General features: G+C 68.4%; 22 protein-coding genes. 8 read left to right on the top strand and 14 right to left on the bottom strand.

Annotation, left to right across the window (positions count from 1 at the left end; translation table 11 throughout):
* Positions 1-7: 7 nt before the first annotated feature.
* Genes kdpC through kdpF form a run of 4 tightly spaced genes read right to left on the bottom strand, consistent with a single transcriptional unit; the run spans position 8 to position 4,673 of the window.
* Positions 8-580, bottom strand: a complete 573-nt coding sequence (gene kdpC, locus AC1DYD_RS27350; RefSeq protein WP_478175894.1) for a potassium-transporting ATPase subunit KdpC — start codon at positions 578-580, stop codon at positions 8-10.
* Between the two features lie 10 nt (positions 581-590).
* A complete protein-coding gene (kdpB, locus tag AC1DYD_RS27345; protein WP_478175893.1) occupies positions 591-2,759 on the bottom strand; it encodes a potassium-transporting ATPase subunit KdpB in 2,169 nt (722 codons plus the stop codon).
* A gap of 11 nt (positions 2,760-2,770) precedes the next feature.
* Positions 2,771-4,573 (bottom strand): potassium-transporting ATPase subunit KdpA, encoded by a 1,803-nt coding sequence (kdpA, locus tag AC1DYD_RS27340; protein ID WP_478175892.1) that lies wholly within the window; start codon positions 4,571-4,573, stop codon positions 2,771-2,773.
* A gap of 1 nt (position 4,574) precedes the next feature.
* Positions 4,575-4,673 (bottom strand): K(+)-transporting ATPase subunit F, encoded by a 99-nt coding sequence (kdpF, locus tag AC1DYD_RS27335; RefSeq protein ID WP_478111400.1) that lies wholly within the window; start codon positions 4,671-4,673, stop codon positions 4,575-4,577.
* A gap of 274 nt (positions 4,674-4,947) precedes the next feature.
* Between kdpF and AC1DYD_RS27330 the strand changes: the two genes are divergently transcribed.
* A complete protein-coding gene (locus AC1DYD_RS27330) occupies positions 4,948-5,136 on the top strand; it encodes a DUF2970 domain-containing protein (RefSeq protein ID WP_478175891.1) in 189 nt (62 codons plus the stop codon).
* Between the two features lie 29 nt (positions 5,137-5,165).
* Here the strand turns inward: AC1DYD_RS27330 and AC1DYD_RS27325 are convergent, their stop codons facing one another.
* The 3 genes from AC1DYD_RS27325 to AC1DYD_RS27315 all read right to left on the bottom strand — a co-directional run bounded on the left by AC1DYD_RS27325 (position 5,166) and on the right by AC1DYD_RS27315 (position 7,343).
* A complete protein-coding gene (locus tag AC1DYD_RS27325; RefSeq protein WP_478175890.1) occupies positions 5,166-5,693 on the bottom strand; it encodes an Rrf2 family transcriptional regulator in 528 nt (175 codons plus the stop codon).
* Between the two features lie 138 nt (positions 5,694-5,831).
* On the bottom strand, positions 5,832-6,173 hold the full coding sequence (locus AC1DYD_RS27320) for a hypothetical protein (RefSeq protein ID WP_478175889.1): 342 nt from the start codon (positions 6,171-6,173) through the stop codon (positions 5,832-5,834).
* A gap of 180 nt (positions 6,174-6,353) precedes the next feature.
* Entirely contained in the window at positions 6,354-7,343 is a 990-nt protein-coding gene (locus tag AC1DYD_RS27315; RefSeq protein WP_478175888.1) for a Bug family tripartite tricarboxylate transporter substrate binding protein, read from the bottom strand.
* 149 nt (positions 7,344-7,492) lie between these two features.
* On the opposite strand from AC1DYD_RS27315, the gene AC1DYD_RS27310 reads away from it, so the two are divergent.
* Genes AC1DYD_RS27310 through AC1DYD_RS27295 form a run of 4 tightly spaced genes read left to right on the top strand, consistent with a single transcriptional unit; the run spans position 7,493 to position 11,204 of the window.
* Positions 7,493-8,050: a VOC family protein gene (locus AC1DYD_RS27310; RefSeq protein ID WP_478175887.1), complete on the top strand. Its 558-nt coding sequence runs from the start codon at positions 7,493-7,495 to the stop codon at positions 8,048-8,050.
* Complete coding sequence (gene mhpA / locus AC1DYD_RS27305) at positions 8,043-9,542, top strand: bifunctional 3-(3-hydroxy-phenyl)propionate/3-hydroxycinnamic acid hydroxylase MhpA (protein ID WP_478175886.1); 1,500 nt, start codon at positions 8,043-8,045, stop codon at positions 9,540-9,542. Before AC1DYD_RS27310 ends, mhpA begins: the two co-directional genes overlap by 8 nt.
* Positions 9,543-9,599: 57 nt before the next feature.
* Positions 9,600-10,319: an IclR family transcriptional regulator gene (locus tag AC1DYD_RS27300; protein ID WP_478175885.1), complete on the top strand. Its 720-nt coding sequence runs from the start codon at positions 9,600-9,602 to the stop codon at positions 10,317-10,319.
* Positions 10,320-10,355: 36 nt separating this feature from the next.
* A complete protein-coding gene (locus AC1DYD_RS27295) occupies positions 10,356-11,204 on the top strand; it encodes a fumarylacetoacetate hydrolase family protein (protein WP_478175884.1) in 849 nt (282 codons plus the stop codon).
* Between the two features lie 86 nt (positions 11,205-11,290).
* Here AC1DYD_RS27295 and AC1DYD_RS27290 read toward each other — a convergent pair whose 3' ends face one another.
* From AC1DYD_RS27290 to AC1DYD_RS27265, 6 genes are read right to left on the bottom strand one after another with little or no spacing between them, the layout of a single operon-like run.
* The gene (locus AC1DYD_RS27290; protein ID WP_478175883.1) at positions 11,291-13,249 is read right to left on the bottom strand and encodes an acyl-CoA synthetase; all 1,959 of its coding nucleotides are present in this window, start codon (positions 13,247-13,249) and stop codon (positions 11,291-11,293) included.
* A gap of 25 nt (positions 13,250-13,274) precedes the next feature.
* Positions 13,275-14,300: an alcohol dehydrogenase catalytic domain-containing protein gene (locus AC1DYD_RS27285; RefSeq protein WP_478175882.1), complete on the bottom strand. Its 1,026-nt coding sequence runs from the start codon at positions 14,298-14,300 to the stop codon at positions 13,275-13,277.
* Positions 14,290-15,966 (bottom strand): bifunctional 3-(3-hydroxy-phenyl)propionate/3-hydroxycinnamic acid hydroxylase, encoded by a 1,677-nt coding sequence (locus AC1DYD_RS27280; protein ID WP_478175881.1) that lies wholly within the window; start codon positions 15,964-15,966, stop codon positions 14,290-14,292. The genes AC1DYD_RS27285 and AC1DYD_RS27280 overlap by 11 nt, the downstream gene beginning before the upstream one ends.
* A complete protein-coding gene (locus AC1DYD_RS27275; protein WP_478175880.1) occupies positions 15,963-16,919 on the bottom strand; it encodes a fumarylacetoacetate hydrolase family protein in 957 nt (318 codons plus the stop codon). The genes AC1DYD_RS27280 and AC1DYD_RS27275 overlap by 4 nt, the downstream gene beginning before the upstream one ends.
* Before the next feature lie 19 nt (positions 16,920-16,938).
* Positions 16,939-18,081, bottom strand: a complete 1,143-nt coding sequence (locus AC1DYD_RS27270) for a VOC family protein (protein WP_478175879.1) — start codon at positions 18,079-18,081, stop codon at positions 16,939-16,941.
* Between the two features lie 14 nt (positions 18,082-18,095).
* Positions 18,096-19,274 (bottom strand): OmpP1/FadL family transporter, encoded by a 1,179-nt coding sequence (locus AC1DYD_RS27265; RefSeq protein ID WP_478175878.1) that lies wholly within the window; start codon positions 19,272-19,274, stop codon positions 18,096-18,098.
* A 118-nt stretch (positions 19,275-19,392) separates the two neighbouring features.
* Between AC1DYD_RS27265 and AC1DYD_RS27260 the strand changes: the two genes are divergently transcribed.
* Both AC1DYD_RS27260 and AC1DYD_RS27255 read left to right on the top strand, forming a co-directional pair.
* On the top strand, positions 19,393-20,118 hold the full coding sequence (locus tag AC1DYD_RS27260; protein WP_478175877.1) for a TetR/AcrR family transcriptional regulator: 726 nt from the start codon (positions 19,393-19,395) through the stop codon (positions 20,116-20,118).
* 92 nt (positions 20,119-20,210) lie between these two features.
* A complete protein-coding gene (locus AC1DYD_RS27255) occupies positions 20,211-23,099 on the top strand; it encodes an ATP-binding protein (RefSeq protein WP_478175876.1) in 2,889 nt (962 codons plus the stop codon).
* On the opposite strand, the gene AC1DYD_RS27250 is transcribed toward AC1DYD_RS27255, so the two are convergent.
* Positions 23,070-24,161 (bottom strand): AI-2E family transporter, encoded by a 1,092-nt coding sequence (locus tag AC1DYD_RS27250; protein WP_478175875.1) that lies wholly within the window; start codon positions 24,159-24,161, stop codon positions 23,070-23,072. The genes AC1DYD_RS27255 and AC1DYD_RS27250 overlap by 30 nt on opposite strands.
* Positions 24,162-24,332: 171 nt before the next feature.
* Here AC1DYD_RS27250 and AC1DYD_RS27245 point away from each other — a divergent pair, with 171 nt between their 5' ends.
* Positions 24,333-24,578, top strand: coding sequence for a hypothetical protein (locus tag AC1DYD_RS27245; RefSeq protein ID WP_478175874.1), 246 nt, complete (start codon positions 24,333-24,335; stop codon positions 24,576-24,578).
* Positions 24,579-24,618 lie beyond the last annotated feature (40 nt).

Below are 24,618 nucleotides of genomic sequence, written 5' to 3'. Positions count from 1 at the left end.
CTGGTCCTCATTTCGCGGCATCGAGCGCCAGGTTGAGCGCCAGCACGTTCACGCGCGGCTCGCCCAGCAGGCCCCACAGCGGCGCCTCGGTGTGGGCGTCGATCAACCGTTCGACGGCTTCCAGCGGCAGCTGGCGAATGCGCGCCACGCGTGCCACCTGGTAGCGCGCCGCGGCCGGGCTGATGTGCGGATCGAGCCCGCTGGCCGAAGCCGTGACCAGGTCGACCGGCACCGCCGCCGGGTTGCCCGGATCGGCCGCGCGCAGCGCCTCGACGCGGCCCTTGACCGCCTCGGCCAGCGCCGGATTCAGCGGCCCCTGGTTGGCGCCGCCCGAGGCGGCCGCGTTGTAGGCCATCGGTGCCGTGGCCGACGGGCGGCCCCAGAAGTGCTTCGGGTCGCTGAAGTTCTGGCCGATCAATGTCGAGCCGACCGGCACGCCGCCGCGCACGACCAGGCTGCCCGCCGCCTGCCCCGGAAAGACCGCCTGCGCGACGCCGGTCACCGCCAGCGGATAGACGATGCCCGTGAGGGCGCTCAGCAGCACGAAGAGCACGAGCACGGGACGAAGGATGTTTGTCATGAGGATGCTTTCAGACCAGACCGACCGCGACCAGCAGCCAGTCGATGAGCTTGATGCCGATGAAGGGAACCACGAGCCCGCCGAGCCCGTAGATGGCGAGATTGCGCCGCAGCAGCGCGGCCGCGCCGACCGGCCGGTAGCGCACCCCCTTCAGGGCCAGCGGGATCAGGAACACGATCACCAGCGCATTGAAGATCACCGCCGAGAGAATCGCCGAGGACGGGCTCGCAAGCCGCATCACGTTGAGCGCGCACAGTTGCGGGTAGGTCGTGACGAAGATCGCCGGAATGATCGCGAAGTACTTCGCCACGTCGTTGGCGATCGAGAAGGTGGTGAGCGAGCCGCGGGTCATCAGCAGCGCCTTGCCGGTCTCGACCACCTCGAGCAGCTTGGTCGGGTTGGAGTCGAGGTCGACCATGTTGCCGGCCTCCTTCGCGGCCTGCGTGCCGCTGCCCATCGCCACCGCCACGTCGGCCTGCGCCAGCGCCGGCGCGTCGTTGGTGCCGTCGCCGGTCATGGCGACCAGCCGGCCCTCGGCCTGGTACTGGCGGATCAGCGCCAGCTTGTCCTCGGGCGTGGCCTCGGCCAGGAAATCGTCGACGCCGGCCTCGGCCGCGATGGCCGCCGCCGTCAGCTTGTTGTCGCCGGTGATCATCACCGTCTTGATGCCCATGCGGCGCAGCTCGGCGAAGCGCTCCTTGATGTCGGTCTTGACGATGTCCTTGAGCTCGACGATGCCGAGCACGCGGGCGCCTTCGGCCACCGCCAGCGGCGTGCTGCCGCGGCGCGCCACGGCGTCGGCGGCCTGCACCAGCGCGTCGGGCACCGCTCCGCCGAGCGCTTCCACATGGCGCCGCACCGCGTCGACCGCGCCCTTGCGCAGCACGATCGGCGCGGCGTCGAGGCTGTGGGGCGCCGCCGGCAGGTTGACGCCGCTCATGCGGGTCTGCGCCGTGAAGGGCACGAAGTGCGCGCCCTCGACGCCCTTGTCATCGGTGCCGGCGCGGCGCGCCAGCTCGACGATGCTGCGGCCCTCGGGCGTCTCGTCGGGCAGCGAGGCCAGCAGCGCGGCTCGCGCGAGGCGCTCCTGCGCGACACCCGGCGCCGCGAAGAAGGCGCTGGCCTGGCGGTTGCCGTGCGTGATGGTGCCGGTCTTGTCGAGCAGCAGCACGTCGACGTCGCCCGCGGCCTCGACCGCGCGGCCCGAGGTCGCAATCACGTTGGCCTGCATCATGCGGCTCATGCCGGCCACGCCGACGGCGGAGAGCAGGCCGCCGATGGTGGTCGGGATCAGGCACACCAGCAGCGCGACCAGCGCCGTCAGCGACACCACCGAGCCCGCACCCGCCGCGCCGACGCTGAACACCGAGTACGGCAGCAGCGTCGCCGTGACGACCAGGAACACCAGCGTCAGCGCCACCAGCAGGATCGTCAGCGCGATCTCGTTCGGCGTCTTCTGGCGCTTGGCGGCCTCGACCATGCCGATCATGCGGTCGAGGAAGGATTCGCCCGGGTTGACCGTGATGCGCACCACCAGCCAGTCCGACAGCACCCGCGTGCCGCCGGTGACGGCCGAGAAGTCGCCGCCCGACTCGCGCACCACCGGCGCCGATTCGCCGGTGATCGCGCTCTCGTCGACCGAGGCCACGCCTTCGATCACCTCGCCGTCGAGCGGGATCACGTCGTGCGCCTCGACCAGCACCACGTCCCCGCGGCGCAGGTTCGGTGCCTGCTCCGGCAAAAAGGTCGCGCCATGGAAGGGCTGGGTCAGCTTCTTGGCCCAGGTGTCCTTGCGCAGTCCGCGCAGGGAAGCAGCCTGCGCCTTGCTGCGGCCTTCGGCCAGCGCTTCAGCGAAGTTCGCGAACAGCACCGTGAACCACAGCCAGATCGAGACCGCGAGCACGAAGGTGGCCGACATGCCGGTCTCGCCCGGGAAGCTCAGCGAGTGCACCCAGAGCATGGTCGTGAGGATGCTGCCGATGTAGACGATGAACATCACCGGATTGCGCCACTGCACGCGCGGGCTCAGTTTGGCGAAGGCGCCCCACAGTGCCGGCTTGACCAGCGCGGCATCGAACAGCGAGAGGTGTTTTTTCTTCCTGGCAAAGGCCTTGGCCTCCACCACGGCCGCCAACTCGGCAGGCTCGCCCAGGGAGATCGGAGAAGGATTCTTCTTCATGGTTTGCACTCTCATTTCCACAGCATCAGGTGCTCGACGACGGGCCCGAGCGCCAGCGCAGGCACATAGTTGAGCAGGCCGACCAGCAGCACGGTGCCGATCAGCAGCGTCACGAACAACGGGCCGTGCGTGGGCATCGTGCCCGCGGTGACCGGAACGCGCTTCTTGGCGGCCAGCGCGCCCGCAATGGCGAGCACCGGCACGATCACGCCGAAGCGGCCGAACCACATCGCGATGGCGAGCCAGGCGTTGTAGAAGGGCGTGTTGGCCGACAGGCCGGCGAAGGCGCTGCCGTTGTTGTTGCCGGCCGAGGTGAACGCATAGAGGATCTCCGAGAAGCCGTGCGCGCCCGGATTGGCGATGCCGGCCTTGCCCGCGTCCGCGATCACGGCGATGGCCGTGCCCGCCAGCACCAGGATCGGCGTGACCAGGATCGCGATCGAGGTCAGCTTCATCTCGTGCACCTCGATCTTCTTGCCCAGGTACTCGGGCGTCCGGCCGATCATCAGGCCGGCAATGAAGACCGCGAGGATCGCGAAGATCAGCATGCCGTAGAGGCCGGTGCCGACGCCGCCGAAGACCACCTCGCCGAGCTGCATCAAGACCAGCGGCACCATGCCGCCCAGCGGCGTGAACGAGTCGTGCATGCCATTGACCGCCCCGCACGACGCCGCCGTGGTGATGGCGGCGAACAGCCCCGAGGCCGTGATGCCGAAGCGCACTTCCTTGCCTTCCATGTTGCCGCCGGCCTGCAGCGCGCTGGCGGCCTGGTCGACACCCAGCGCGCCCACCAGGGGATTGCCGGCCTGCTCGGCGGGAATGACCACGATCACCGCCGCGACGAACAGCACCGTCATCGCCGCCAGCACCGCCCAGCCCTGGCGCAGGTCGCCGACCACGCGCCCGAAGGCGAAGCACAGCGCCGCCGGGATCAGGAAGATGGCCAGCATCTGCACCAGGTTGGCCAGCGCCGTGGGGTTCTCGTAGGGATGCGCCGAATTGGCGTTGAAGAAGCCGCCGCCGTTGGTGCCGAGCATCTTGATCGCCTCCTGCGAGGCGACCGGGCCCATGGCCAGCGTCTGCGTGGCGGTGCTCGCGTCTTCCGTCACCGGATTGCCCTGGGCATCCTTGACCGGCTGGCCCGCCGCATCCAGCTTGGGATTCTGGTAGGCCGTCGCTTCCACCGTGGCCACGGTCTGGTAGGCATCGAAGTTCTGGATCACGCCCTGGCCGACGAAGAACACGGCCATCACGAAGGAGATCGGCAGCAGCAGCCACAGGGTGATGCGCGTCAGGTCGACCCAGAAGTTGCCCACCAGGCCCTTGCCGTCCGTGCTGCGCGCCGCGAAGCCGCGGGCCAGCGCGAAGGCCACCGCGATCCCGGTGGCGGCCGAGAAGAAGTTCTGCACCGTGAGCCCGAGCATTTGCGTGAGGTAGCTCATGGTCGACTCGCCGGCATAGCCCTGCCAGTTGGTGTTGGAGACGAAGCTCACGGCGGTGTTGAAGGCCGAGTCCGGCGCGACGGCCGCCATGCCCGCGGGATTGAGCGGCAGCACGGATTGCAGCCGCTGCAGGCCGTAGACGGCCAGCGCGCCGATGGCATTGAAGGCCAGCAGCGCGAGCGCGTAGCTTCGCCAGTGCATCGCGCTGTCCGGCGAAGTGCCGGCGAGCTTGTAGAGCGGCGCTTCGGCGCGCTGCATCCAGCGCGGCGGCGCGCCGCTGCACAGCAGCGCCAGGTAGCGGCCGAGCGGCCAGGCCAGCAGGCCCAGCGCGACGAGGTAGAGGGCCAGCAGGCCCCAGGCGGAGGCGTTCATGTCAGAACTCCTCGGCGCAGATCAGCGCGAACACGAGATAGGCGAACAGGAGGACGGCGAGCAGGCCGCCGAATCCGTAGAGCACTTCGAGGCTGATCACGAACGCTCTCCCTTGGGCGCTTCGAGCTTGAAGAGCCCGACCACCATTCCCGCCATCACGACCCATATCGCCGCCAGGGCGGCAATCCACACGATGTCCATCGATCTCTCCTGCTTTCAAATCAGGAATCGAGTGTGCAGAGGCGCGCGTAAAGACGGGGAACAGAGTCGACGGGGCGGCGTAAAGAAAGCGTAAATGCGGCTCGCCATCTGCGATGGTCGAATCGGCGAGAACTGGTTCTTTACCCAGGCGCGGCCATGCGCCACAGTGGGCGATGTCCAAATTTCTTCGTTATCTGCGCGCCGTTCTCTGGGGCTTCGTCGGCCTGGGCGGCCGCCGGGCCGACGCCGACGAGCGGGTCGACCAGGCCGGCGCGCTGCCGACCATCGCGATCGCGCTGGTGCTGGTCTTGCTGCTGGTCGTCGGCCTGATCGCGCTGGCGAAATTCGCCGCCGGAACCTGATCCCAGGCTCGAGTCCGGCGGCGGAAGACTCAGCGTTTTGCCAGCAAGGCGCCCATCGCGAACACCGAGTTCGGCGCATTGACCGGTGGCGGCTTCACGCGCCCCGGGACCACCGGCACGCCGATCTTGCGTGCCGCCACGACGCCCTTGCGGATCTGTTCGTCGACCAGGCTCTGCAGCGTGATCGATTGCAGGAACTCGACCGCGCGGCGGTTCACCGATTCCCACAGCGCGTCGGTGGTGCAGCGGTGCAGCGCGCCCGGCGCATCGGGGCGCTGCGGGCGGGTCCTGGGCTCGGCCTCGTCGTCGATCGACAGGATGATGTCGGCCACGTTGATCTCGTCCGCGCTGCGCCCGAGCGAATAGCCGCCGCCCGGCCCGCGGGTCGATTCGACCAGCCCCTGGCGCCGCAGCTTGCCGAAGAGCTGCTCCAGGTAGGACAGCGAGATTCGCTGGCGCTGGTGGATGGAAGACAGGTTGACCGGGCCGTTGCGGCCGTTCAGTGCCACGTCGATCATGGCGGTGACTGCGAAGCGGCCTTTGGTGGTGAGACGCATCGATGGTTCTTTCTGTGTTGGGGCGGACTGGCGCCGCCGAGGGGGTTGCAGGCCGACGTGCGAAACGTCGTGCTGCGGGGTGCTGGCAGGCGAGGGAACAGCGGTCCCCCGCGGGCAGCGGGCCTTGGGCGTGAAGGCCTAGGCGCGGGGCGGCCGCTTCGGCTGCTCGAGGAAGGGCGAGGCCCTGAGCGCCGGCGGCGGTGGCGCGGCGAACGTCGACATCGCCAGCGGGACGAAGGGTCCCGGGATGCCGATCAGGATCTCGCTGCAATCATGGCGCTGTTCGTCATTGCCGGGCGTTTCTTCGCCGCTTTCGCCGGGCGTCCCGGCATCGACGGCATGCGAAGCCACGCCGTGCTGCGCCTGCGCCGTGGCGTCGCAACCGTGCTGGCGCGCGACCGAGTGACCCTGGGCGGCGGCCGTGAAGCCGAGGCAGCAGAGCACGAACGCGAGGACAGCGGGAAGGAGCCAGCGGGGCATGTCGGGGGATTTTAGCTGTCTCTGCAGAAGGCGCCCTGCGACCCTCGAGTCGTTCCTTCTTCGTCAAGTTGGCAGCCGCACCGAATTCCGCACACACCGTCCGTACCCCGCGTCAGATCAGCACGCGAGCCGCGGAATTCGCCTGTCTCGGACAGCAGTGATCGACGTCATGGCGCTTGCTCAGTCCAGCTTGACGCCGGCAGCGCGGATCACCTTGCCCCACATGGCACGGTCGGAGTTGATGAACGCGGTGAATTCGGCCGGCGTGTTGCAGCGCAGTTCACCGCCGTAGTCCCGCCACTTTTTGGCCAGGTCCTGGGACTGACAGACCTTGCCCATGGCAGCGCTCAGCTTCTCGAGGATGGCCGGGGACGTGCCGGCCGGGGCAAGAAGCCCCTGCCAGGCGATGGGCGTGTAGTCGGGCAGGCCTTGTTCGGCGAAGGTCGGTACGTTCGGGAAGCTGGGATGGCGCGCCTTGCCTGTGATGGCGAGCAGCCTGAGCTTGCCGGCCTGAACGTTGGTTGCCGCCGCTGGCAGGCCGTCGAACATCAATTGGATCTGGCCGGCTAGCAGGTCGGCATAAGGGCTGTTGCTGTTGTACGGGATGAGGTTGGACTTCACGTCCGCCGCGCTGTTGAACCATACGGCCGACAGGTGGGAGTAGCTGCCGATGCCCTGTGTGGCCACCGAGACGGAGTCCGGCTTGGCCTTCAACTGGGCGATCAGTTCCCGCGCGTCCTTGGCTTGGACGCTGGGCGTGGCGATCAGGCCTGTGTTGAGCACGCCCAGAAGGCTGATGGGGGCGAAGTCGCGCTCGGCGTTGAAGGGAAGTTTGCTGTACAGGTGGGGTATCACGGAGAGCGAACTGGTGGTGCCGATGTACAGCGAATAGCCGTCGCTTGGCGCCTTGGCCGCGACATCCGTTCCGATGATGTTCGAGGCTCCAGGGCGGTTTTCCACGTAAACGGATTGGCCCAGGATCTTGGTCAGTTCGGCGGCCAGTTCGCGAGCGTTGGCATCCGGCCCGCTGCCCGCGGGGAAGGGGGCAATGATGCGTATCGGTTTGGTGGGGTAGTCGGCCTGCGCGGCCGCGCCGCCTGTCCCCACGCCCAGTCCAACGGCCATGGCCAGCGTAGCGGAATGTGAGGCAAGCCTCTTGATGAACGTCATGAATGTCTCCGTTTTTGCGAACTTGTGCCAATCGCACGGGGTCGAATCATAAGAAAACATAGCGTATTGTCAAATTGTGATAATGAAAGTACATTTCACTCATGTAGTCGGACTTATGTTCCGGTTAATTATCGACAGGAGACAAATTGATGCAATCATCTTCCGCTTCGGACCTGCAGTTCAGCCACATCGGGCTGTATGTGACGGACTTGCCGCGCATGGCCCGCTTCTACAAGCAGGCGCTGCGCTTCACCCAGACGGATGCGGGCGATCTGGGCGCCGTGCAGCTGGTTTTTCTCAGCCGCGACCCCAATGAGCACCACCAGCTCGTGCTGGCGACCGGCCGTCCGGCCAACATGGCATTCAACGTGGTCAACCAGATCGCCTTCCGGGTGCCCGATCTGGCGGCGCTGCGCCGCTTCCACGATCGGCTGCTGGCCGAGGGGGCGAGCGACATGCACCCAGTCACGCATGGCAACGCGGTCTCGGTCTACTGTCGCGATCCCGAGGGCAACCGGTTGGAACTGTTCATGGACACGCCGTGGTACTGCGACCAGCCGCTGCGCGAAACGATCGACCTGAATCAATCGGACGAGGCCATCCTGGCCCAGGCAGAGGCGATTGCCAAGCGGTTTCCCAAGTTCATGAGCCGGGCGCAGTGGCAGGTCGAAGTCGCGCGCCGCATGCAGGAAGACCAGAATGCCTGAGCACGCGCCTGTCTATGACGTCGCCGTCGTCGGCCTCGGTCCCACCGGCGCCACGCTGGCCAACCTGCTCGGCGCCGCTGGCCATTCGGTCCTGGTGGTGGAGAAGGAGGCGGGCATCTTCCCGCTGCCGCGCGCGATCCACTGCGATGGCGAAGTGCTTCGCATCTTCCAGGCGGCCGGGCTGCGCGAGGAGGTGCTGGCGATCTCGCGGCCCGGGACGCAGGGCATGCACTTCGTCAACGGTGTGGGCGAGACGATGCTCATCCGTGGCGGCACGGCGGCCCTGGGCCCACACGGATGCGCCAACAACTACTACTTCCACCAGCCGCAGCTGGAGGCCGTTCTGCGGGAGGGGCTGGCGCGGTTTCCCCGGGTGCAAATCAAGCGACGCCACGAACTGATCGGCGTGAAGCAGGATGACGAGCTCGCAACCTTGACCTGTCAGTCTGTGCCGGGTGGGGAGACACACACTGCGCGAGCCCGTTACGTCGTGGGTTGTGATGGCGCCCGGTCCCTCGTTCGCCAGACCATCGGCAGCCCCATGGTCGACCTAGGCCTGCGCCAACCCTGGCTGGTCTTCGACGCGGTGCTGGAGCAACCGGTGGATCTGCCGGCCTACACCGTTCAGCACTGCGATCCGAGCAGGCCGATGACCTACTGCAACGTTGTGGGCGAGCGCCGGCGCTGGGAAATCATGGTGCTTCCGGAAGACGACCGAGAGGCGCTCGTGCAGCCGGAGAACCTCTGGAAAATGGTGGCTCCGTGGGTGCGGCCCGAGCAGGCGAGCCTGGAGCGGGCGGCTATCTATACATTCCAGTCCGTGATCGCCGAAGGATGGCGTGACCGGCGCCTGTTCCTGGCCGGCGACGCCTGCCATCAAACGCCGCCATTCCTCGGACAGGGCATGTGCGCAGGCATCCGCGACGCTTGGAACCTGGCCTGGAAGCTGGATGCAATGCTGGCGGGTTGCGCATCGGATGCCCTGCTCCACACCTACGAGTCCGAGCGCAAGCCCCATGTGCGCGCGCTCATCGAATTGGCTGTGCGCTTGGGCAACATCATTCAGACGACGGACCCCTCTCTCGCCGCAGAACGGGATGCGAAGTTTCAGGCGGGCCGTCCTGAAATTTTCGAGCTTCCGCCTCAGCTTCTGGGGACCGGGGCATTCGACCCCACGGAGCCCGAGCTGGCAGGGCGGCCTTTCCCGCAGCCGCAACTGGAGGATGGGCGCTTGCTCGACGAGCTCTTGGGACGTCGTGGCGCCGTCATTGGGAGCCACCAGGTGCTTTCAGCGGCGTCGCCCGCAACCGCCTCGCGCTGGCAGCGCAGTGGCGCCATCGTGATTGACAAGCCCGATTCGAGCCTGCGGGAATGGTTGCGCTCACACGACGCGAGTGCCGTGATACTCCGTCCGGACCGATATATCGTCGGCGTGGCACGGTCTGGGGCTGATCTGGATCGCATTTCGCAATACCTCCCCGTCGCGCCATGAGCAATTCAACGGGGGACTGCTTTGTCCGAAACTTCTTCCACGTCGAGCCTGGAGCGCATGCTAGGGGTGCTCGACCTCTTCGACGACATCCATCTGACGCAAACGGCGGAAGACATCGCCATGGCGCTGGACGTTTCGCTGCCCACCAGCTACCGCTACGTGCGGCTGCTGCTGCAGGCGGGGCTGCTGCAACGCGTGGAAGACTCGCACTACGCCCTGGGTCCGCGCATTATCCTGTTGGACCACTACATCCGGCGGGCCGATCCGGTGCTCAGGGCCGGCCTACCCATCTTGCGGGAGCTGGTCGACGCCACGGGCTTCGACTGCGTGGTCACGGGCCTGTTCGGGATGCAGGTGCTGGACACCCATCGGGAGATGGGCGGCACGCCGGCGGCGCTTGCCTACGGCAGGGGCCGTCCACGCCCGCTCTTCCTCGGCGGTGCGCCGAAGGTCCTGCTGTCCACCTTCGCCTCGGCGGCGCTGAAGAAGGTCTTCGAGACGCGGCACGAAGAAATAGTGCGCTGCGGCCTGCCGGCCGAGTGGCCCGAGTTCCGGCGGCACTACGCGGCCATCCGCAAGGCGGGGTACTACGTGTCCAACGGCGAACTGGAGCCACAGCTGGCGGCCGTGGCGGCGCCCATTCTCAAGACCGACGGCGGCGCATGGGCCGCCATCTCACTGGTGTTCGATACCTCTCGCCTGGCGATTGTCGACCTTGAAAAGCTGGTCCATCTGATCAACGAGGCCGCCGCGCGCATCGGAGGTCGGCTGGCCTAGATCCATCCAACCCCTTCATCCATCCAAAGAATCATCATGAAACTCATCAGCTATCAGTTCAATGGGCAAGACAGCTACGGCGCCGTGGTCGGCGACCGCGTGGTCGACCTGCGTGAAGTCTTCGGCACGCGTGCGCCGGACTTGAAAGCGTTCATCGCAGCGGACCTCTTCTCGCAAGCTGCCGCCAGGGTCGCCGCGGCCCAGGCCACGCTGCCGCTGGCCGAAGTCAAGCTGCAGCCGGTCATCCCCAACCCGGGCAAGATCTTCTGCATCGGTCTGAACTACGGCGATCACATTCGCGAGACGGGCAGGGAAGCGACGGAGAAGCCTGTGATCTTCCTGCGCGTGGCGGATTCGCAGCTGGCGCATGGGGACGACATCGTGCGTCCTCGCGTGTCCGAGCGCCTGGACTACGAGGGCGAGATCGCGATCGTTATCGGAAAGGGCGGCCGCCACATCTCCGAGGCCGACTCCTGGTCGCACATCGCCGGCTATAGCTGCTACAACGACGGCAGCGTGCGCGACTGGCAGGTCCACACCTCGCAGTGGGGCCCGGGCAAGAACTTCTGGAAGACCGGTGCGTTCGGCCCGTGGATGGTCACTTCGGACGAGATCGCGCCCGACCAGAAGATGACGCTGGTCACGCGCCTCAATGGCCAGGAGCTGCAGCGCGCCACCACCGACATGATGGTACACAGCATCCCGCGCCAGATCGCCTACATCTCCGCTTTCATCCCGCTGGAGGCTGGCGACGTCATCGTCACCGGCACGCCCGGTGGCGTGGGCAACAAGCGCACGCCGCAGGTCTTCATGAAGCCGGGCGACATGTGCGAGATCGAGGTCGACGCCATCGGCGTGCTGCGCAACGGCATCCGCGACGAGTAGGCCGATGAGCGACGCCGTCGAGATGCTGGCGAAGCTGGCCGCGCGCCAGATCGCGTACCGGCACCTCGGCTTCGATCAATGGACGGTCACCCGCACGCAGGATGCGGCGGTCGTCTCGGGTGAGATGCGGGCTCTGGTGCAACGGGATCGCAGCCTGCCCACGACACGCCGAAGCGGAACGGGAACTGGCCCAGGACCTCGCGGGCGATGCCGGCGCTGGCGCTGCCCGCCACCGTGACTTCGACCTGAATCCCGAAACGCGGGTCGTTGCTGACCTCGAGCCGAGAGGGCGGGGCGCCCGCATCGTGCAGCGCCGTGCGCAGCGCATCCGCGATCTCGCGCTGCCTGAGCTCGGGCTTGAAGATCTTGCCGACGCCGGTCAGGGGCATGGCCGCCACCAACCTGATCGCCTTCGGCATCGCTGCGCGTTCGGTGATCTGGTCCCTGGCGAAGGACAGCAGCTCGTCCTCGGTCGCGCGAAGGCCGGGCCTGAGCTGCACATAGGCGACCGGCAGTTCGCCCGCATGCAAGTCGGGGCGACCGACCGCGGCGGCGAGTTGCACGGCCGGATGCCGGTGCAGCGGTTCTTCGATGCTCGCGGGGTCGATGTTGTGGCCGCCCCGGATGATGAGTTCCTTCTTTCGGCCGGTCAGGTAGAAGTAGCCATCCGCGTCCTGCCGGCCGAGGTCGCCGGTGTTCATCCAGCGCCGGCCGTCGTCCAAATCCAGCCAGAGCCCTTTGTCCTGATCGGGGTCGCGATAGCCGGCAAACACATTGGGACCGCTGATCGCGAGCACGCCTGCCTCGCCGATCGCGCAGTCGCGCACGTAGGCCCCTGCGTCGTCCAGCATGACGGCTTTCATGGCCTGCAAGGGCAGGCGCAGGCCGATCGACCCGGCGCGCCGCTCTCCCAGCGGAGGATTGCAGGTGCTGACGCAGGTCCCCTCGGTCAGCCCGTATCCCTCCAGGATCTTCAGCCCCGTCAACGCTTGGAAGGAGCGCATCAGTTCCACCGGCATCGGTGCGGCCCCGCAGAGCCCGTATTCCAGCGAACTGAGGTCGTGGCCCTGCGTCGGCTGCTGCATCAGCGCCGCATAGACCGTCGGAACGCCACTGAAGAAGTTGATCCGGTGGTGCTCGACCAACGCCCAGAAGTGCTTGATGACACCATCGCCGCGATAGCCCGAGGGTGTGCCGATGATCACGTGTGCGCCGCGTGAGAAGGGCAGCAAGCCAGTGACCAGGACACCATTGACATGGAACAGGGGCAGGCCACAGAAAAGGGTTTTCCCCGCCGAGATGCCATCGCCGAGGAACTGGCCGATGCTCCACGCGTTGGCGACCTCGTTCCCGTGCGTGCGCATCGCGATCTTGGGCGCGCCGGTGGTGCCGCCGGTGCAGAAATAGGACGACCGGTCGCCGGGGCGGATCACACGCCCGCTGACGAGGCGGTCTGCCCGCTGTGAGCGCAGCCCTTGCGCGAAGTCGTGCACGCTGAAGCGACCCCCTGTCTCGCTCGGAGCCACGCCCGCGAGCTCGGGGACCTGACCGGCCAGGTCGACCAGCACGACGTGTTCGAGGCTGCTGACACGGCCGAGCAGCGGCTGCAGCCTCGACCACAGGTCCATGCCGGCAACGGGTGCCAGCGTGATCAGCACCTTCGCTTGGCCAGCGGCGAGCAGCTCGACGATGGCCGCGGGCTCCAGCATGGGATTGATGGCGAACGCAATGCCGGCCGCCTGGCCGCCCCAGACCGCGAGATGGGTCTGCGGCAGATTGGGCAACGCGAAGGCGACCACATCGTCGGCACCGACGCCCAGCGCGTGGAGGAAGTTGGCCGTGGCCGTGATGCGAGCGAACAGTGTCTCGTAGTTCCAGACTTCTGGCCGCGCATGATCTTCGACGCGCGGGAAGAACGATAGCGCCGGCGCGTCGGGGTGGGCGCGCGCTGCGGCGCCGATCATCTCGTAGGTGCTGTTCGGCAGGAGGCCGTCGTGCTCGCTTTCGAGAGCGAGCAGGTCTGCGATGGAGGCGATTCCGTTCATGCTTTTCACCAAATAGACATTGGCGTCACGGCAGGAGAACCGCTCGGCCGGGAAGGCCTGCCGACACGTGGTCGAACGCGGCGATGGCGTTGTCGAAGGGCACGGCGATGCCGATCGGCAGCGCGAACCTTCGGGCTCTAACGCCCTCGGCGAGCGCCTCGAGGGCCTCCCGGTCGGGCTTGAAGATGGTCCAGGCATAGCTGGCCTTTGGCGTGCGCGAAGCGACGATGGCGCGGACCTGGTTCCAGTCGCGGCGACTGGCCCACGCCCCACCCACCCATCCCAGGCGGTCGAAGTTCGCGAGTAACGGGTGCACCGTGGTCGCATGGCCCATGGCCCGCGGGCCGAGGCGCGACGCCAGCAGAGCATCGTCGTCCCAGTTCGCGAAGTTCAGCACCACGTCGAAATCCGAGTGCAGTGACTCGATGCAAGACGGGCCGTGCTCGACGGCCACCTTGGCACCGAGGTCCAGGGCGGCCTGACGTTGGCCTCTCGCACAGATCGCAGTGATCTCACTGCCCCAGGGGCGAAGCACCTGCATGGCCAACCGCCCCAGGCCACCGTTGGCGCCGTGGATCAGCACGCGGGCCCGCTGCGCGCTTGATGGGGTGATTCCGGTCGAGCGCAGGGCGAGCCACATCGTGGTGAACGAATAGGGCAGCACCGCGAGCGCGGCCGGATCCGCGTCTTTAGGGGCGCGCAGCAAGAGGTCCTGCGGCACGACGACGTGTGATGCATGCGCGCCGCCCGCCCGGCCGGTGCCGAGCTGACCGAAGACGCGTTGCCCGCGCGCGAAACGGGTCACACCAGCGCCGAGGGCTTCGACGACGCCCGCGACGTCGTTGCCGAGCACGAGCGGAAAGCGCGCCGCGCCCTTGAGCCCCAGCAGGCGACGGCCGTAGCCTGCCGCGCGCTTGACGTCGATGGGGTTCACCGAGGTGGCCTGTACTCGCACCAGCACCTCGCCAGCGCGCGGGTGGGGCAGCTCGACGCTGCGCGCGGCCAGGCGCGGTGGCGTAGCGGTCTCGGTGCACACCAGTTCACGCCGCATGTTGGGCTCCCTGCATGTCGTAGGCCGGAGCCTGCGATGTCGCCGCAGCAGACGACGCGGACGGCGCGACGAGCTCGAGCGCTCGCCGCAGCATCGCTTCGCCCTCGGATGCCGGCCCTTCGGCCAGCACGCAACGGTCGGGCCTGACGATCGCGACCCAGCCGAGTGGAACCCGGCGTGGCAGCAGGGCCTCGTCCAGCGCCTCCAGCCGCTGCGCCGGCGGCGCGAGATCCTGGGCCTGCGATCGCTGGCACCACTGCCACACCCGTCCGCCCGCCGCTTGCCAGCGCTGCAGCAGTTCAGCCGGCAGCCTGCCCGACAGGTCCACGCCAAAGCCGATCAGCGCCCATTGCAGTCCCAGCGCGTCGTCGCTGAGGACCGGCCCGCCGCCGATGGCTGGCCGAACCCAGCCTTGCGCCAGCATGGCCCCGGCACGCAGCCGCTCGCTGCCGCGCACGCGCCAGAACAGGCCCCGGTCGAAGGTGTTCTGCGGCTTGACCTTCAAGTCCTCGAACAGCGCGCGGCCAGCCGGCAGCAGGCGCATGAGGCTCATCAGCCCGTGCACGGCGAACGCCGCGGCGCGGCTCTGCGGCATCACGATGGCACCGAGCATGCGCGCCAGGTGGATGATCTTCCTGGCGTGGGGCCGTCGCTCGGTGTCGTAGCTGTCGAGTACGCCCTCGTTCGCACGTCCCTGCACGACCCAGGCGAGCTTCCAGGCCAGATTGGCCGCGTCGCGCAGCCCGGCGACCAGGCCCTGGCCGGCGAAGGGCGGCGTGACGTGCGCGGCGTCGCCGGCGAGGAAGCAGCGCCCCTTGGAGAAGCGCTTCGCCTCGCGCGCATGGAAGCGATAGACCGCCGTGCGTTCGATCCGGATGTGCTGGCTGTCGCACCAAGGCGCGAGCAAGCGCCGCACCGACTCCGGCCGCTCCATCTCTTCCGGCCGTTCGCCGGGGCGGAGCATGAACTCCCAGCGCTGCCGTCCGCCGGGAGCGACCATGCGCGGCGTCGGGCGCCGTGGGTCGCAGGTGAACTCGACATGGTCGATCGGGTCCGGCACGTCGAGCGCATCGACGATCAGCCAGTCCTGGTGGAAGCTGCGGCCTTCGAAGTCCAGACCCAGGGAGCGCCGCACCAGTGAATTCGCGCCGTCGCAACCGACGAGATAGCGCGCACGCACATGGGTCTCATTGCCGACCGCGTCCTCCAGCCGCGCCTGGATGAACCGGCCATCGTCCACGAAGGCCGCGAGCTCGCTGCCCAGCCGGACCTCGATGCCGGGGTATTGCGCGAGCTTTTCGCGCAGCACGCGCTCGAGCTCCGGCTGGTAGAAGGTGACGAGCGCGGGGTGTCCATCGATGATGCCGGCGCTGTTGATGCGGGCGAAGCGGCCGAACAGCGGAGAGAGGTACTGCACCTGCGGAATCGCGACGGTTTCGAACTCGCCGTCGCGCACGCCGGCCAGTTGAAGTATGCGCAGCGCCTCGTTGTCGAGCGCGATCGCGCGCGGCTTCTCGAAGATGGCGCTCGCCTTGTCGATGGCCAGCACGCGCACGCCGTAGCGGCCGAGCAGATTGGCCAGCGCCGCGCCGACCGGGCCGAGGCCGACCAGCAGGATGTCGGTGTCGAGCCGCGGCACCGTGTGATGGGAGGATGGTGCGTTCATGGCGCGGCGATGGCGGTGGTCTGTTCGCCGAGGTCGATGGCGCCGTCGTCGGTGCGGATCGACGCGCTGATCTGGTCGCCCGGGCGCAGGTAGGCAGGGTTGGCGCGCCCCTTGCGGATGAACATCCGCCACTTGCCGGCGTCGCTGAGCAGGTGCCTGGCGATGAACATCGCGGCCTTGCCGGGCGCGCGCGCGGCGCAGCCCGCCGGCGTGCCGGTGGCGATCAGGTCGCCGGGGAGCAGGTCCTGCAGCGCCGCAAGTTCGGTGAGCGTGGCCGCGGGGCCGTGGATCATCTCGGCGCAATAGGCGTCCTGCCGCGTCTGGCCGTTGACCGCCAGGCGCATGTGCAGCTCGGGCCAGCGCGCCCATTCCTGCGGCGTCAGCAGCACCAGTCCGGGTCCGACCGGCCCGAAGCCTCGATAGCTCTTGCCCTTGTAGAACTGGCCCTGCGGCAACTGAACGTCACGTGCCGAAAGGTCATTGACGATCGTCACCCCCGCCAGCCACTGCGGCAGGTCGTCGGGGTCGATCTGGGTGCCGGCCGGCACCGGCCTGCGCAACACCAGGCCGAGCTCGATCTCGTAGTCGAGCAACTGCACATGCGCGGGGCGGACCACCGGCGCATCGGCCGCCGTGATGCTGGATGGTGCCTTGGTGAAGATCGTGTTGAAGGGGAAGTCTTCGATGCGCAGGCCTGATTCGGCGATGTGGCTGCGATAGTTGACACCCTGGCAGATGAACTGCTGTTGACGGGTCACCGGCGACAGAAGCCGGACGCGCTCGAGCGGCACCACGGCCTGTGCCGCCTCGGTGGCCCACAGCAACTCCCAGTGGTCGGAGAGCAGCTCGCCGGTGCTGGGCACATCGGCTTGCAGGGGGGCGATGAGGCGCCCGAATTGAACGCCCCAGCGGGGCGTGCCGCCTTCGGCGTAACGAATGATCGTGCGTGACATGGGGATGGTTGGAGGAGAGTTAGAGCCAGGGGCGCGCGGGCGCATCGAGCGCCGCGCTCATGAGGTTCAGTCGCTGCGGCGTGATGGCCTTGCGACGCACGAGCTTCAGCACGTGCAGAAGGGTTCGCAGGTTCTTCCTCGGCTTCATCGAGGCGGGCGCGTCGGCGCCCCAGGCCCAGATGCCGCCGAATTCGAGCGGCGAGTAGGCAGTCTCGAAGTCCGCGGTGAAGACGTCGCCATCCGTGTAGTGCTCGTACTCGAAGCCGTCGGGATCGAACCAGTAGTCGAAGAGCTGGCTGCCGAGCAGGTGGCGGCCGATGCCCCACATGTGCCGGTGGCCCTGGGCGCTCAGCACCTGCTGGCCCTGTCCCAGCGCATCCAGGTCCAGAACCTCGTAGGCGCTGTGCTCGAGCTTCTCCTCGATGCCGCCGACGATCACCAGCGTGTGGTGATCGGCCGGCTGATTGCCAAGGTCGAGGCGGCAGAAGGCGAGACTGGGACTGCCGTCGGCGAGGTACTGCACGTCGGTGGGAATAGCCCCAAGCACGCGCAGGTACCACTCGGCCATGCGTGCGAAGTCCACCGTCTGCAGGACCACGTGGCCCAGCCGCACCACGCGCGCCGGTTCGATGGGCGTGCGCACCGTGCGATTCACTCGGGGCGTGTCTTGTGCCGTGTTCGTGCTCGGCGTGACGGCTTCGCGCAGCGGCAGCGGCTCGACACGCCGCTGATCCTGCAGCAGCCAGACGCTGCGGCCGCTGGGGTCGAACAGCTCCACGCCGCGGCCGCCCGAGGGCAGGCGCTCGAGCGGCAGCCAGCGCGCCCCCATCTGCTCCACGTAGCGGTGCAGATCCGTGTCGGCCGCCATGAGGAACGCGGGGCCGATGAAACGATCCTGCCGGCCGGCTTGCGCGATCGCAATGCAGGGCGCGGTCCCCGCACCCCGGGCCACAAGACGCTGCGGTGTGGAACTGACGATATGAAAGCCGAAGTCGCGCCAGAAGCGTTCGGTCGGCGCCAGCCGGCGCTTTTCCCAGCGCAGGAAGGCCAGTTGGATGGCGCGCCCGAGGGCGGGCGGCCGGGGCAGTCGTTGGACATCGGCGGGCAGTCGGCCTTCGGGTGTCGAATCGGGCTGCCGAAGTACGGCGGTGATGCTACTCACGGGTGGGTCTCCCTTCAGAACGTGTATTGGTAGCCGAGCAGGAACATCTGGACCTTGCTCGTCATCGAAGTGCCGGCGCTGGCGCCAGTGCCGGTCAGCGTGGTGCGCGGATTCAACTCGTAGCCGAGGTTCAGTTCCGAGTGCGGGTCGACGCGCCAACTCAGGCCCGCGGTGTAGGCCTTCTCGTTGATCGACGGCACGAGCAGGTTCTGCACCGCGCGCGAAGGGTCGATCTGGCCGCGGTTGCGGCTGTAGCCGGCCCGCAGGGTCCAGAGCTCGTCGAGTGCCCACGCTGCGCCAAGGCGCACAACAGGCTGGTTGCGCCAGGTGAACCCGTTCGGGTCCTGCATTGCCTTGATCTCGCCCCACAGGATGCGCAGCCAGTCGGCGGCCAGGGTGAGCCGTTCGATGGGCTGCCATGCAGCGCCGACGCCGTACTGACCAGGCACGTCGAGGCGTCCATCGCTGTAGGCCAGCAGGTCGCGGTCGTAGCCGTCGAGCCGGCCCATGCGGGCGCGGGACTTCAGGTTCATGCCGAGCGACCAGTCCGCCGTCGGCTTCCACAGCAAGCCGCCTCGAAGGCCAACGCCAGTCGCCGTCTGATCGCCGTGACCGGGAAGCGGCAACAAGCCGCCGGGCACAGGGGCGGGCACGATCACGCCATCGGCATCGAATTGCTGCCAGGCCAGCGTGAGGCCCAGGCCGAGTGCCAGGTCAGGCGTGGGCTTCCAGGCCATGGCGGGAATGAACTCGGCGACGCGAAGCGTTGTCTTTGCCGTTCCCGCACCGGGCACCGGCAGCGCGGGCTGACCGTAGTCGGAGCCCGCGCCGGCGCCCGACATGCTGATCCCGAGAGTGACCTCGGGAGTCGAATGCCAGATGAAGCCGCCTTCGGGGGCCATCTGGGTCTGGTGGTTCTCGAGGTGGTTGCCCGGCAGGACATAGTCCGCGGAAGAGTGCCCGCTGAACACCTGCAGGTCGAGCGTCGTCGAAGACGGTACGAAGGCGATGCCGGCCGGATTGTTCGCTGCGGCCACGGCGTCGAGCGGCAGCGCGATCGAGGCGCCGCCCATCGATGCGTTCTTGATCCCATTGCCGCCGAGCAGCGCGCCATTGACTGCCGGCGCTGCGGTGTGAAAGGCCGCGACGGCGAGCATGAGCGTGAGCTGAAGGGGCCGGGAGGGTCCGAGCATCGTGGAATCCTTCGATCGAGTGGAGGTGGTGCCGACAAGTGAATCTTCATAATAACAAATATGTCATCATGACAATACTGTCGTTTATACTTAGTCAAGCTCTGGGCACAATCCATCCATGCAAACGCAAGACCACCGCCAGCGAGTCGCAGCCGAGCGCCGCGAACGCATGCGTGCCCGCCTGCTCGCCAGCGCGATGAGGCTCGTCGCGGAAAAGGGTCCGGCGGCGACGTCGATCGACGATGTGATCTCGGCCGCCGAGGTGTCGCGGGGCACGTTCTACAAGTACTTCCCGTCGCCCGACGCGCTGGTGCGCGAGCTCGCCATCGAGATCGCCAATGAGCTGATCGGAATGGCCGAGCCCGTGGTGCGCAGCTACGCCGATCCGGCTGAGCGCGTGTCGAGTGGCATTCGCCTGGTGTCCAGGCTCGCCATCGACCACCCGCTGGCCGCCGCATTCCTGGTCCGCCTCGGATGGCCAGATGCACGAGGCCCGAACATCGTGCTCGAGTTCGTGCAGCGGGACCTGATCGAGGGCATCCGGCAGGGCCGGTTCACGCCCATGCCGATCGCATTGGCCCTGAACATCGTGACGGGTGCCGTCCTTGGCGCGACGCATCGCATGCTCGAGCCGGGTTGCGAGAGCGACTTCGCCGAACAGAGCGCCGCCGCCGCGCTGCGCGGACTGGGCCTGGATGCAAAGAGCGCCCAGCGCATCGCCAACAGCCCGTTGAAGCCGGTCGAGGTTCATTCGGCGCGTTTGCTCACCGAGACCTCGGAGATCCCGGCGCCAGACGTTGTGAAGACGACCCGGCACGTGGTCGGGCGTCGAAAGGTCGCTTGAGACTCGCTGGCCTCGGGCAACGACGTGACTTGAGTCACCGGCCCATCGATAATTCGTTCCCGCCCTCTCGCACGACGCACGTGGCTCACCCGGTGTCCATCTCGAATCCCGTTCGGATCAGCTTCGACGCGTTCGATCTCGACGAAGCGAACGCCTGCCTGCTGCGCAACGGAAAGGCCGTCGCGCTTGCGCCCACGCCCTTCAACCTGCTGTGCGCGCTGGCGCGCCAGCCGGGTGCGCTGCTGACGAAGGACGCGCTCCTCGATGCGGTGTGGGGCCACCAGTTCGTCAGCGAATCGGTGCTCAAGACTGCCATCAGCGACCTGCGCACGGTGCTCGGCGACAACCCGCGCGAGCCGCGCTTCATCGAGACCGTGTCGCGGCGCGGCTATCGCTTCATCGCGGTGCCGGCCGCCGCGCGCCCGGCACCGCCAATCGTCGCGACCGCGGTGGCGGCGGCGGGCCCACAGCCGTCGTCCTCGTTCATCGGCCGCGCGGACGCGATCGCCCGGCTGCAGCAGGCGTGGAATCAGGCCTGCGGCGGGCAGCGCGCGGTGGTCTGGGTCGCCGGCGAACCGGGCATCGGCAAGACCACGCTGATCGAACACTTCGTGGCCAGTCTCGGCGGCATCGCCTGCGCACGCGGCCAGTGCGTGGAGCACTATGGCACCGGCGAGCCGTACCTGCCGGTGCTGGAGGCGCTGGCCGAGCTGTGCCGCGGCGACCGCACGCTGCCGGCACTGCTGCGCAGCGTGGCGCCGACCTGGCTGCTTCAGTTGCCGTGGCTGAGCACCGCGGAAGAACGCGACGCGCTGCGGCGCGAGTTGGCCGGCGTGGGCCCGGACCGCATGCTGCGCGAGATGGCCGAGCTGCTCGACCGCTACACCGAGCAGCGCCCGCTGTTGCTGGTGACGGAAGACCTGCAATGGAGCGACCGGGCGACCATCCAGCTGATCGACTACGTCGCGCGGCGCCGCGGGCGCGCGCGCCTGATGTGGTTGTCGAGCTTCCGGCTGGCCGAGGTGATCGCACAGGACCATCCGCTCAACCCGCTGCGGCACGAGCTGCGTCAGCACCGGTTGTGCCAGGAGGTGGTGCTCGATCCGTTCTCGGAGACCGAGGTCGCCGACTACATCGCGCAACGCTCGGCCTCGCTCGCGCGCGACGAGGCATTCGTGCGTGCGCTGCACGAGCACACGGACGGCGTGCCGCTGTTCGTCTCGTCGGTCATCGCCGAGGTGATGGAGCGCCCGGCGGACGACGCGGCGGTGGAGGCGCAACTCGCGGCGATGGCTGTGCCGGAAAACCTGGCGGCCATCATCGACCACTACATCGCCAAGCTGGGCAGCGAGCCGCGTGCCCTGCTCTCGGCGGCGGCCGTCTGCGGGGTCGAGTTCCGCGTCGACACGCTGGCGCTGGCCCTGGAGCGCGATGTCGCATCGGTGGCCCATGCCTGCGAGGAGCTGGTGCGCGAGCACGTGTGGCTCACCGCGCCGCGCGCAGCCGAGGGCGACGAGACGGCCGAGCTGCCCTACGCGTTCCGGCATGCGCTGTTCCGCCAGGTGCTGTACGACCGCACGGCGTCCTCGGCCCGCACGCACCTGCACCGCAAGGTCGGCGCGGCCCTCGAAGGGGAGCGTTCGGCCGGCGTGCCGGTGGCCGCAACCGAATTGGCCATGCACTTCGACCGCGGGCGGCAGCCGATGACCGCACTGCGCTACTACGCCGAGGCGGCGGAAGCTGCGCTGCTGCACTTCAGCCCGGCCTCGTGCACCAGCCTCACCGAGCGCGCCTCGGCCCTGCTCCAGCAGGCACCGGAGGGGGAAGAGCGCAACGCGCTTGAGATCGTGGTCGCGACGCTGCACGGCGTAGCGGCCTTTCAATCGCTCGGCGTCGGCAGCGACACGAGAAACGCCTTCGAACGCGCGTACGCGCTGCTGCAGGGCCTGCCCGAGCACGCGATGCGCGGGCGGCTGCTGCACGGCTTCGGCTACGTGCTGAGCCTGCGCGGCGAATATGCGCAGGCGCTGGTGGTGGCGCAGCGCGCCGAGGCGCTCGCGTCCGGATCGAACGATCCGGTGCTGATGCTGGCCGCGTGCATCGTGCATGGCGAGGTGCATCAGCTGCAGGGCCGGCCGCAGGCGGCGCTCGATTGGATCGAGCGCGGGCTCGCCATCGCCGAGCCGCTCGACCTCGCGGCCCGGGAGATCTTTGTCGCCGATCCGCAGGTGACGCTGCTTGGGATGCTGGCCATCGAGTTTGTGCACCGTGGCCTGGTCGAGCAGGCCCGGACGCATGTGCAACGCTCGCACGTCCGCGCGCGCGCGCTGCGACAGCCCATGACACAGCTTGTCGCCACCTGGCACGAGGCGCTGCTCGAGGTGCGCCTGGGCAACGCCGAACGGGTTGCGGCCCTGGCCGACGAAATGCAGGCGCTGGTCGACGAGTTCTCCCTGGCGCAGGGCCGGACGGCGTGCCGCTGGTACCGAGGTTGGGCAGAGGCCTTGAACGGTGCGCCGCTCGAGGGCCATCGCCGGATCCGCGAGGCCTGCGAAGAGAACGCCCGGCTCGGCATGCGCTCCGGCGCCAGCGAGGTGTTGGGCTATGCGGCGCAGGCCCTGCTGCTGGCCGGCGATCGGGATGCGGCGCAAGCCCAGCTCCGGGAAGCCCTGCAGGTCGCGGACGAACTGGCCGAGCGCGTGTACCTGCCGCAACTGTGGCTGCTGGAGGCGACCATCGCCCGTGCGCAAGACCGGGCCGACGCCGGTGCCGCCTTGGTCCGACGCGCGATCGAGGAGGCGCGGGCACAGGAGGCGCCCTGGCTCGAACTGCTCGCGCTCGCCGACCTGTGCGAGCACCACGAGGCGACGGCCGCGGAGCGCAGCGCCCTCGCCGCGCTCGTCGACCAGCTGCCCGAAGCCGGCGACACCGTGCCGGTGCGGCGTGCGCGTTCAATCCTGCAGGCCTTGAAGCCGGCCTGACGCCGGGCCCGCCGCCAGCGCGTCAGCATCTGGGCTCGCGCACCCGCTGCTCCCAAGCTCCCGGGCCAGCGTGAGCACCACCGGGCCGATCACCAGCCCGGCCAGGCCGAGCACGCCGAAGCCGCCGATGCAGCCCATCAACACCCAGACGAACGGCAGCTGCATCCCGCTTCGCGCCACCATGGGCCGCACCAGCTTGTCGCCGCACAGCAGGACCGCGCAGCCCAGCAGCAGCGACAACAGTGCCGTCGTGGGCGCTCCCTGCAGCGCCAGTTGCACCGCCATCGCGGCCACTGCCCCGTAGCCCAGGAACGGCACGGCGGCCAGCGAACCCGTGATCGCGGCCCAGAGCAGCGCGCGCGGTGCACCGGCGATCCCGTATGCCAGTGCGGTCGCGAGGCCGTCGAACAAGGCCACGGCCACCATGCTGTTCACCGAGGCGCGCACCGCCCGCGTGGCGATCTCCACATACCGTTCGGCGCGGTCGCCGACGGCCTCACGCAGCCCGCGGGTCAGCTCGCGCGTCAGCGACGCGCCTTCCTGGTAGAGGAAAGCCAGTTGCAGGATCGCGAACGCGACGATCAGCGCATGCCGGGCCGTGAACTGTCCGAGCGCCTGCGCCCATCCGAGAAGTGCGGAGGGGTCGGCGCGTTGCGTCAGCACCCGCAGCGCATCCGGATGGACGAGCTGGCTTTGCCAGCGTGCGGCCAGCCAGGGCCCCACGACAGGGGCGTCCGCCAGCCATCCGGGCACGCCGAGCCCGTGGCTGTCGGCGGCCGCGAGGCCCAGCAGCGAAGCGTGCGCCTCGCTCAGCAGCGCCCAGCAGGCGAACAGCATCGGTGCCAGCACAAACACCGTGATCGCGCTGGTGAATATCGCAGCGCCTGCGCTCTTGCCGATGCGGTTCGGCAAGCGCTCCCTGAAGGCGGCATAGAGCGGCCAGCTCGCGATCGCGGTCACGCAGGCCGCCAGCAGGGCCTCGATGAAGTCGTGCACGATCCAGACGGACAGGACGACGATGGCGGCGGCAAGCAGCCGCCCGGGTGTGAGCTTGAGATTCATGTGCCGGGGCCGCGCGGGGGCGGGCGGTAGTTATGGGCGGTGATGCTAGAGACGCCAGCCGGCGGAGTCGTCAGCGACAGGTCGGCTTTCCGTCGCATCTGCATGCGAGCGCAGTCTCGACCGTTCGTCGACCTTTCGCTGACGACTCGACCCGGGGATGGGCCTACGCTGATGCCGAACTTCTCCCATCCCCAAGCTGCCATGGTGTTGAACCCTGAATCCAAGTACCCGAACCGCCGGGCCTACGTGTTGAAGCTGCGCAGCGACGCCACCCCCGCGGCGTTCGCGGGCCGCCTCGAAAACCTTGTCACCGGGCGCCAGCACGAATTTGCGACCGCCCACGAGTTGCTGCAATCCATTGCCAGCGACCTGGCGGCCGGGGCCGCCGAGCGCCCGGAGGACGACCCGGCCGCATGAACGCGCTCGGCCGTGCGGTGACCGCCCGCATGGCGACCGA

The sequence above is a fragment of the Variovorax sp. P4_B11 genome (assembly GCF_056402355.1).
The sequence above is the reverse complement of the archived record's forward strand: the minus strand, read 5'-3'. Positions and strand labels throughout refer to the sequence as shown.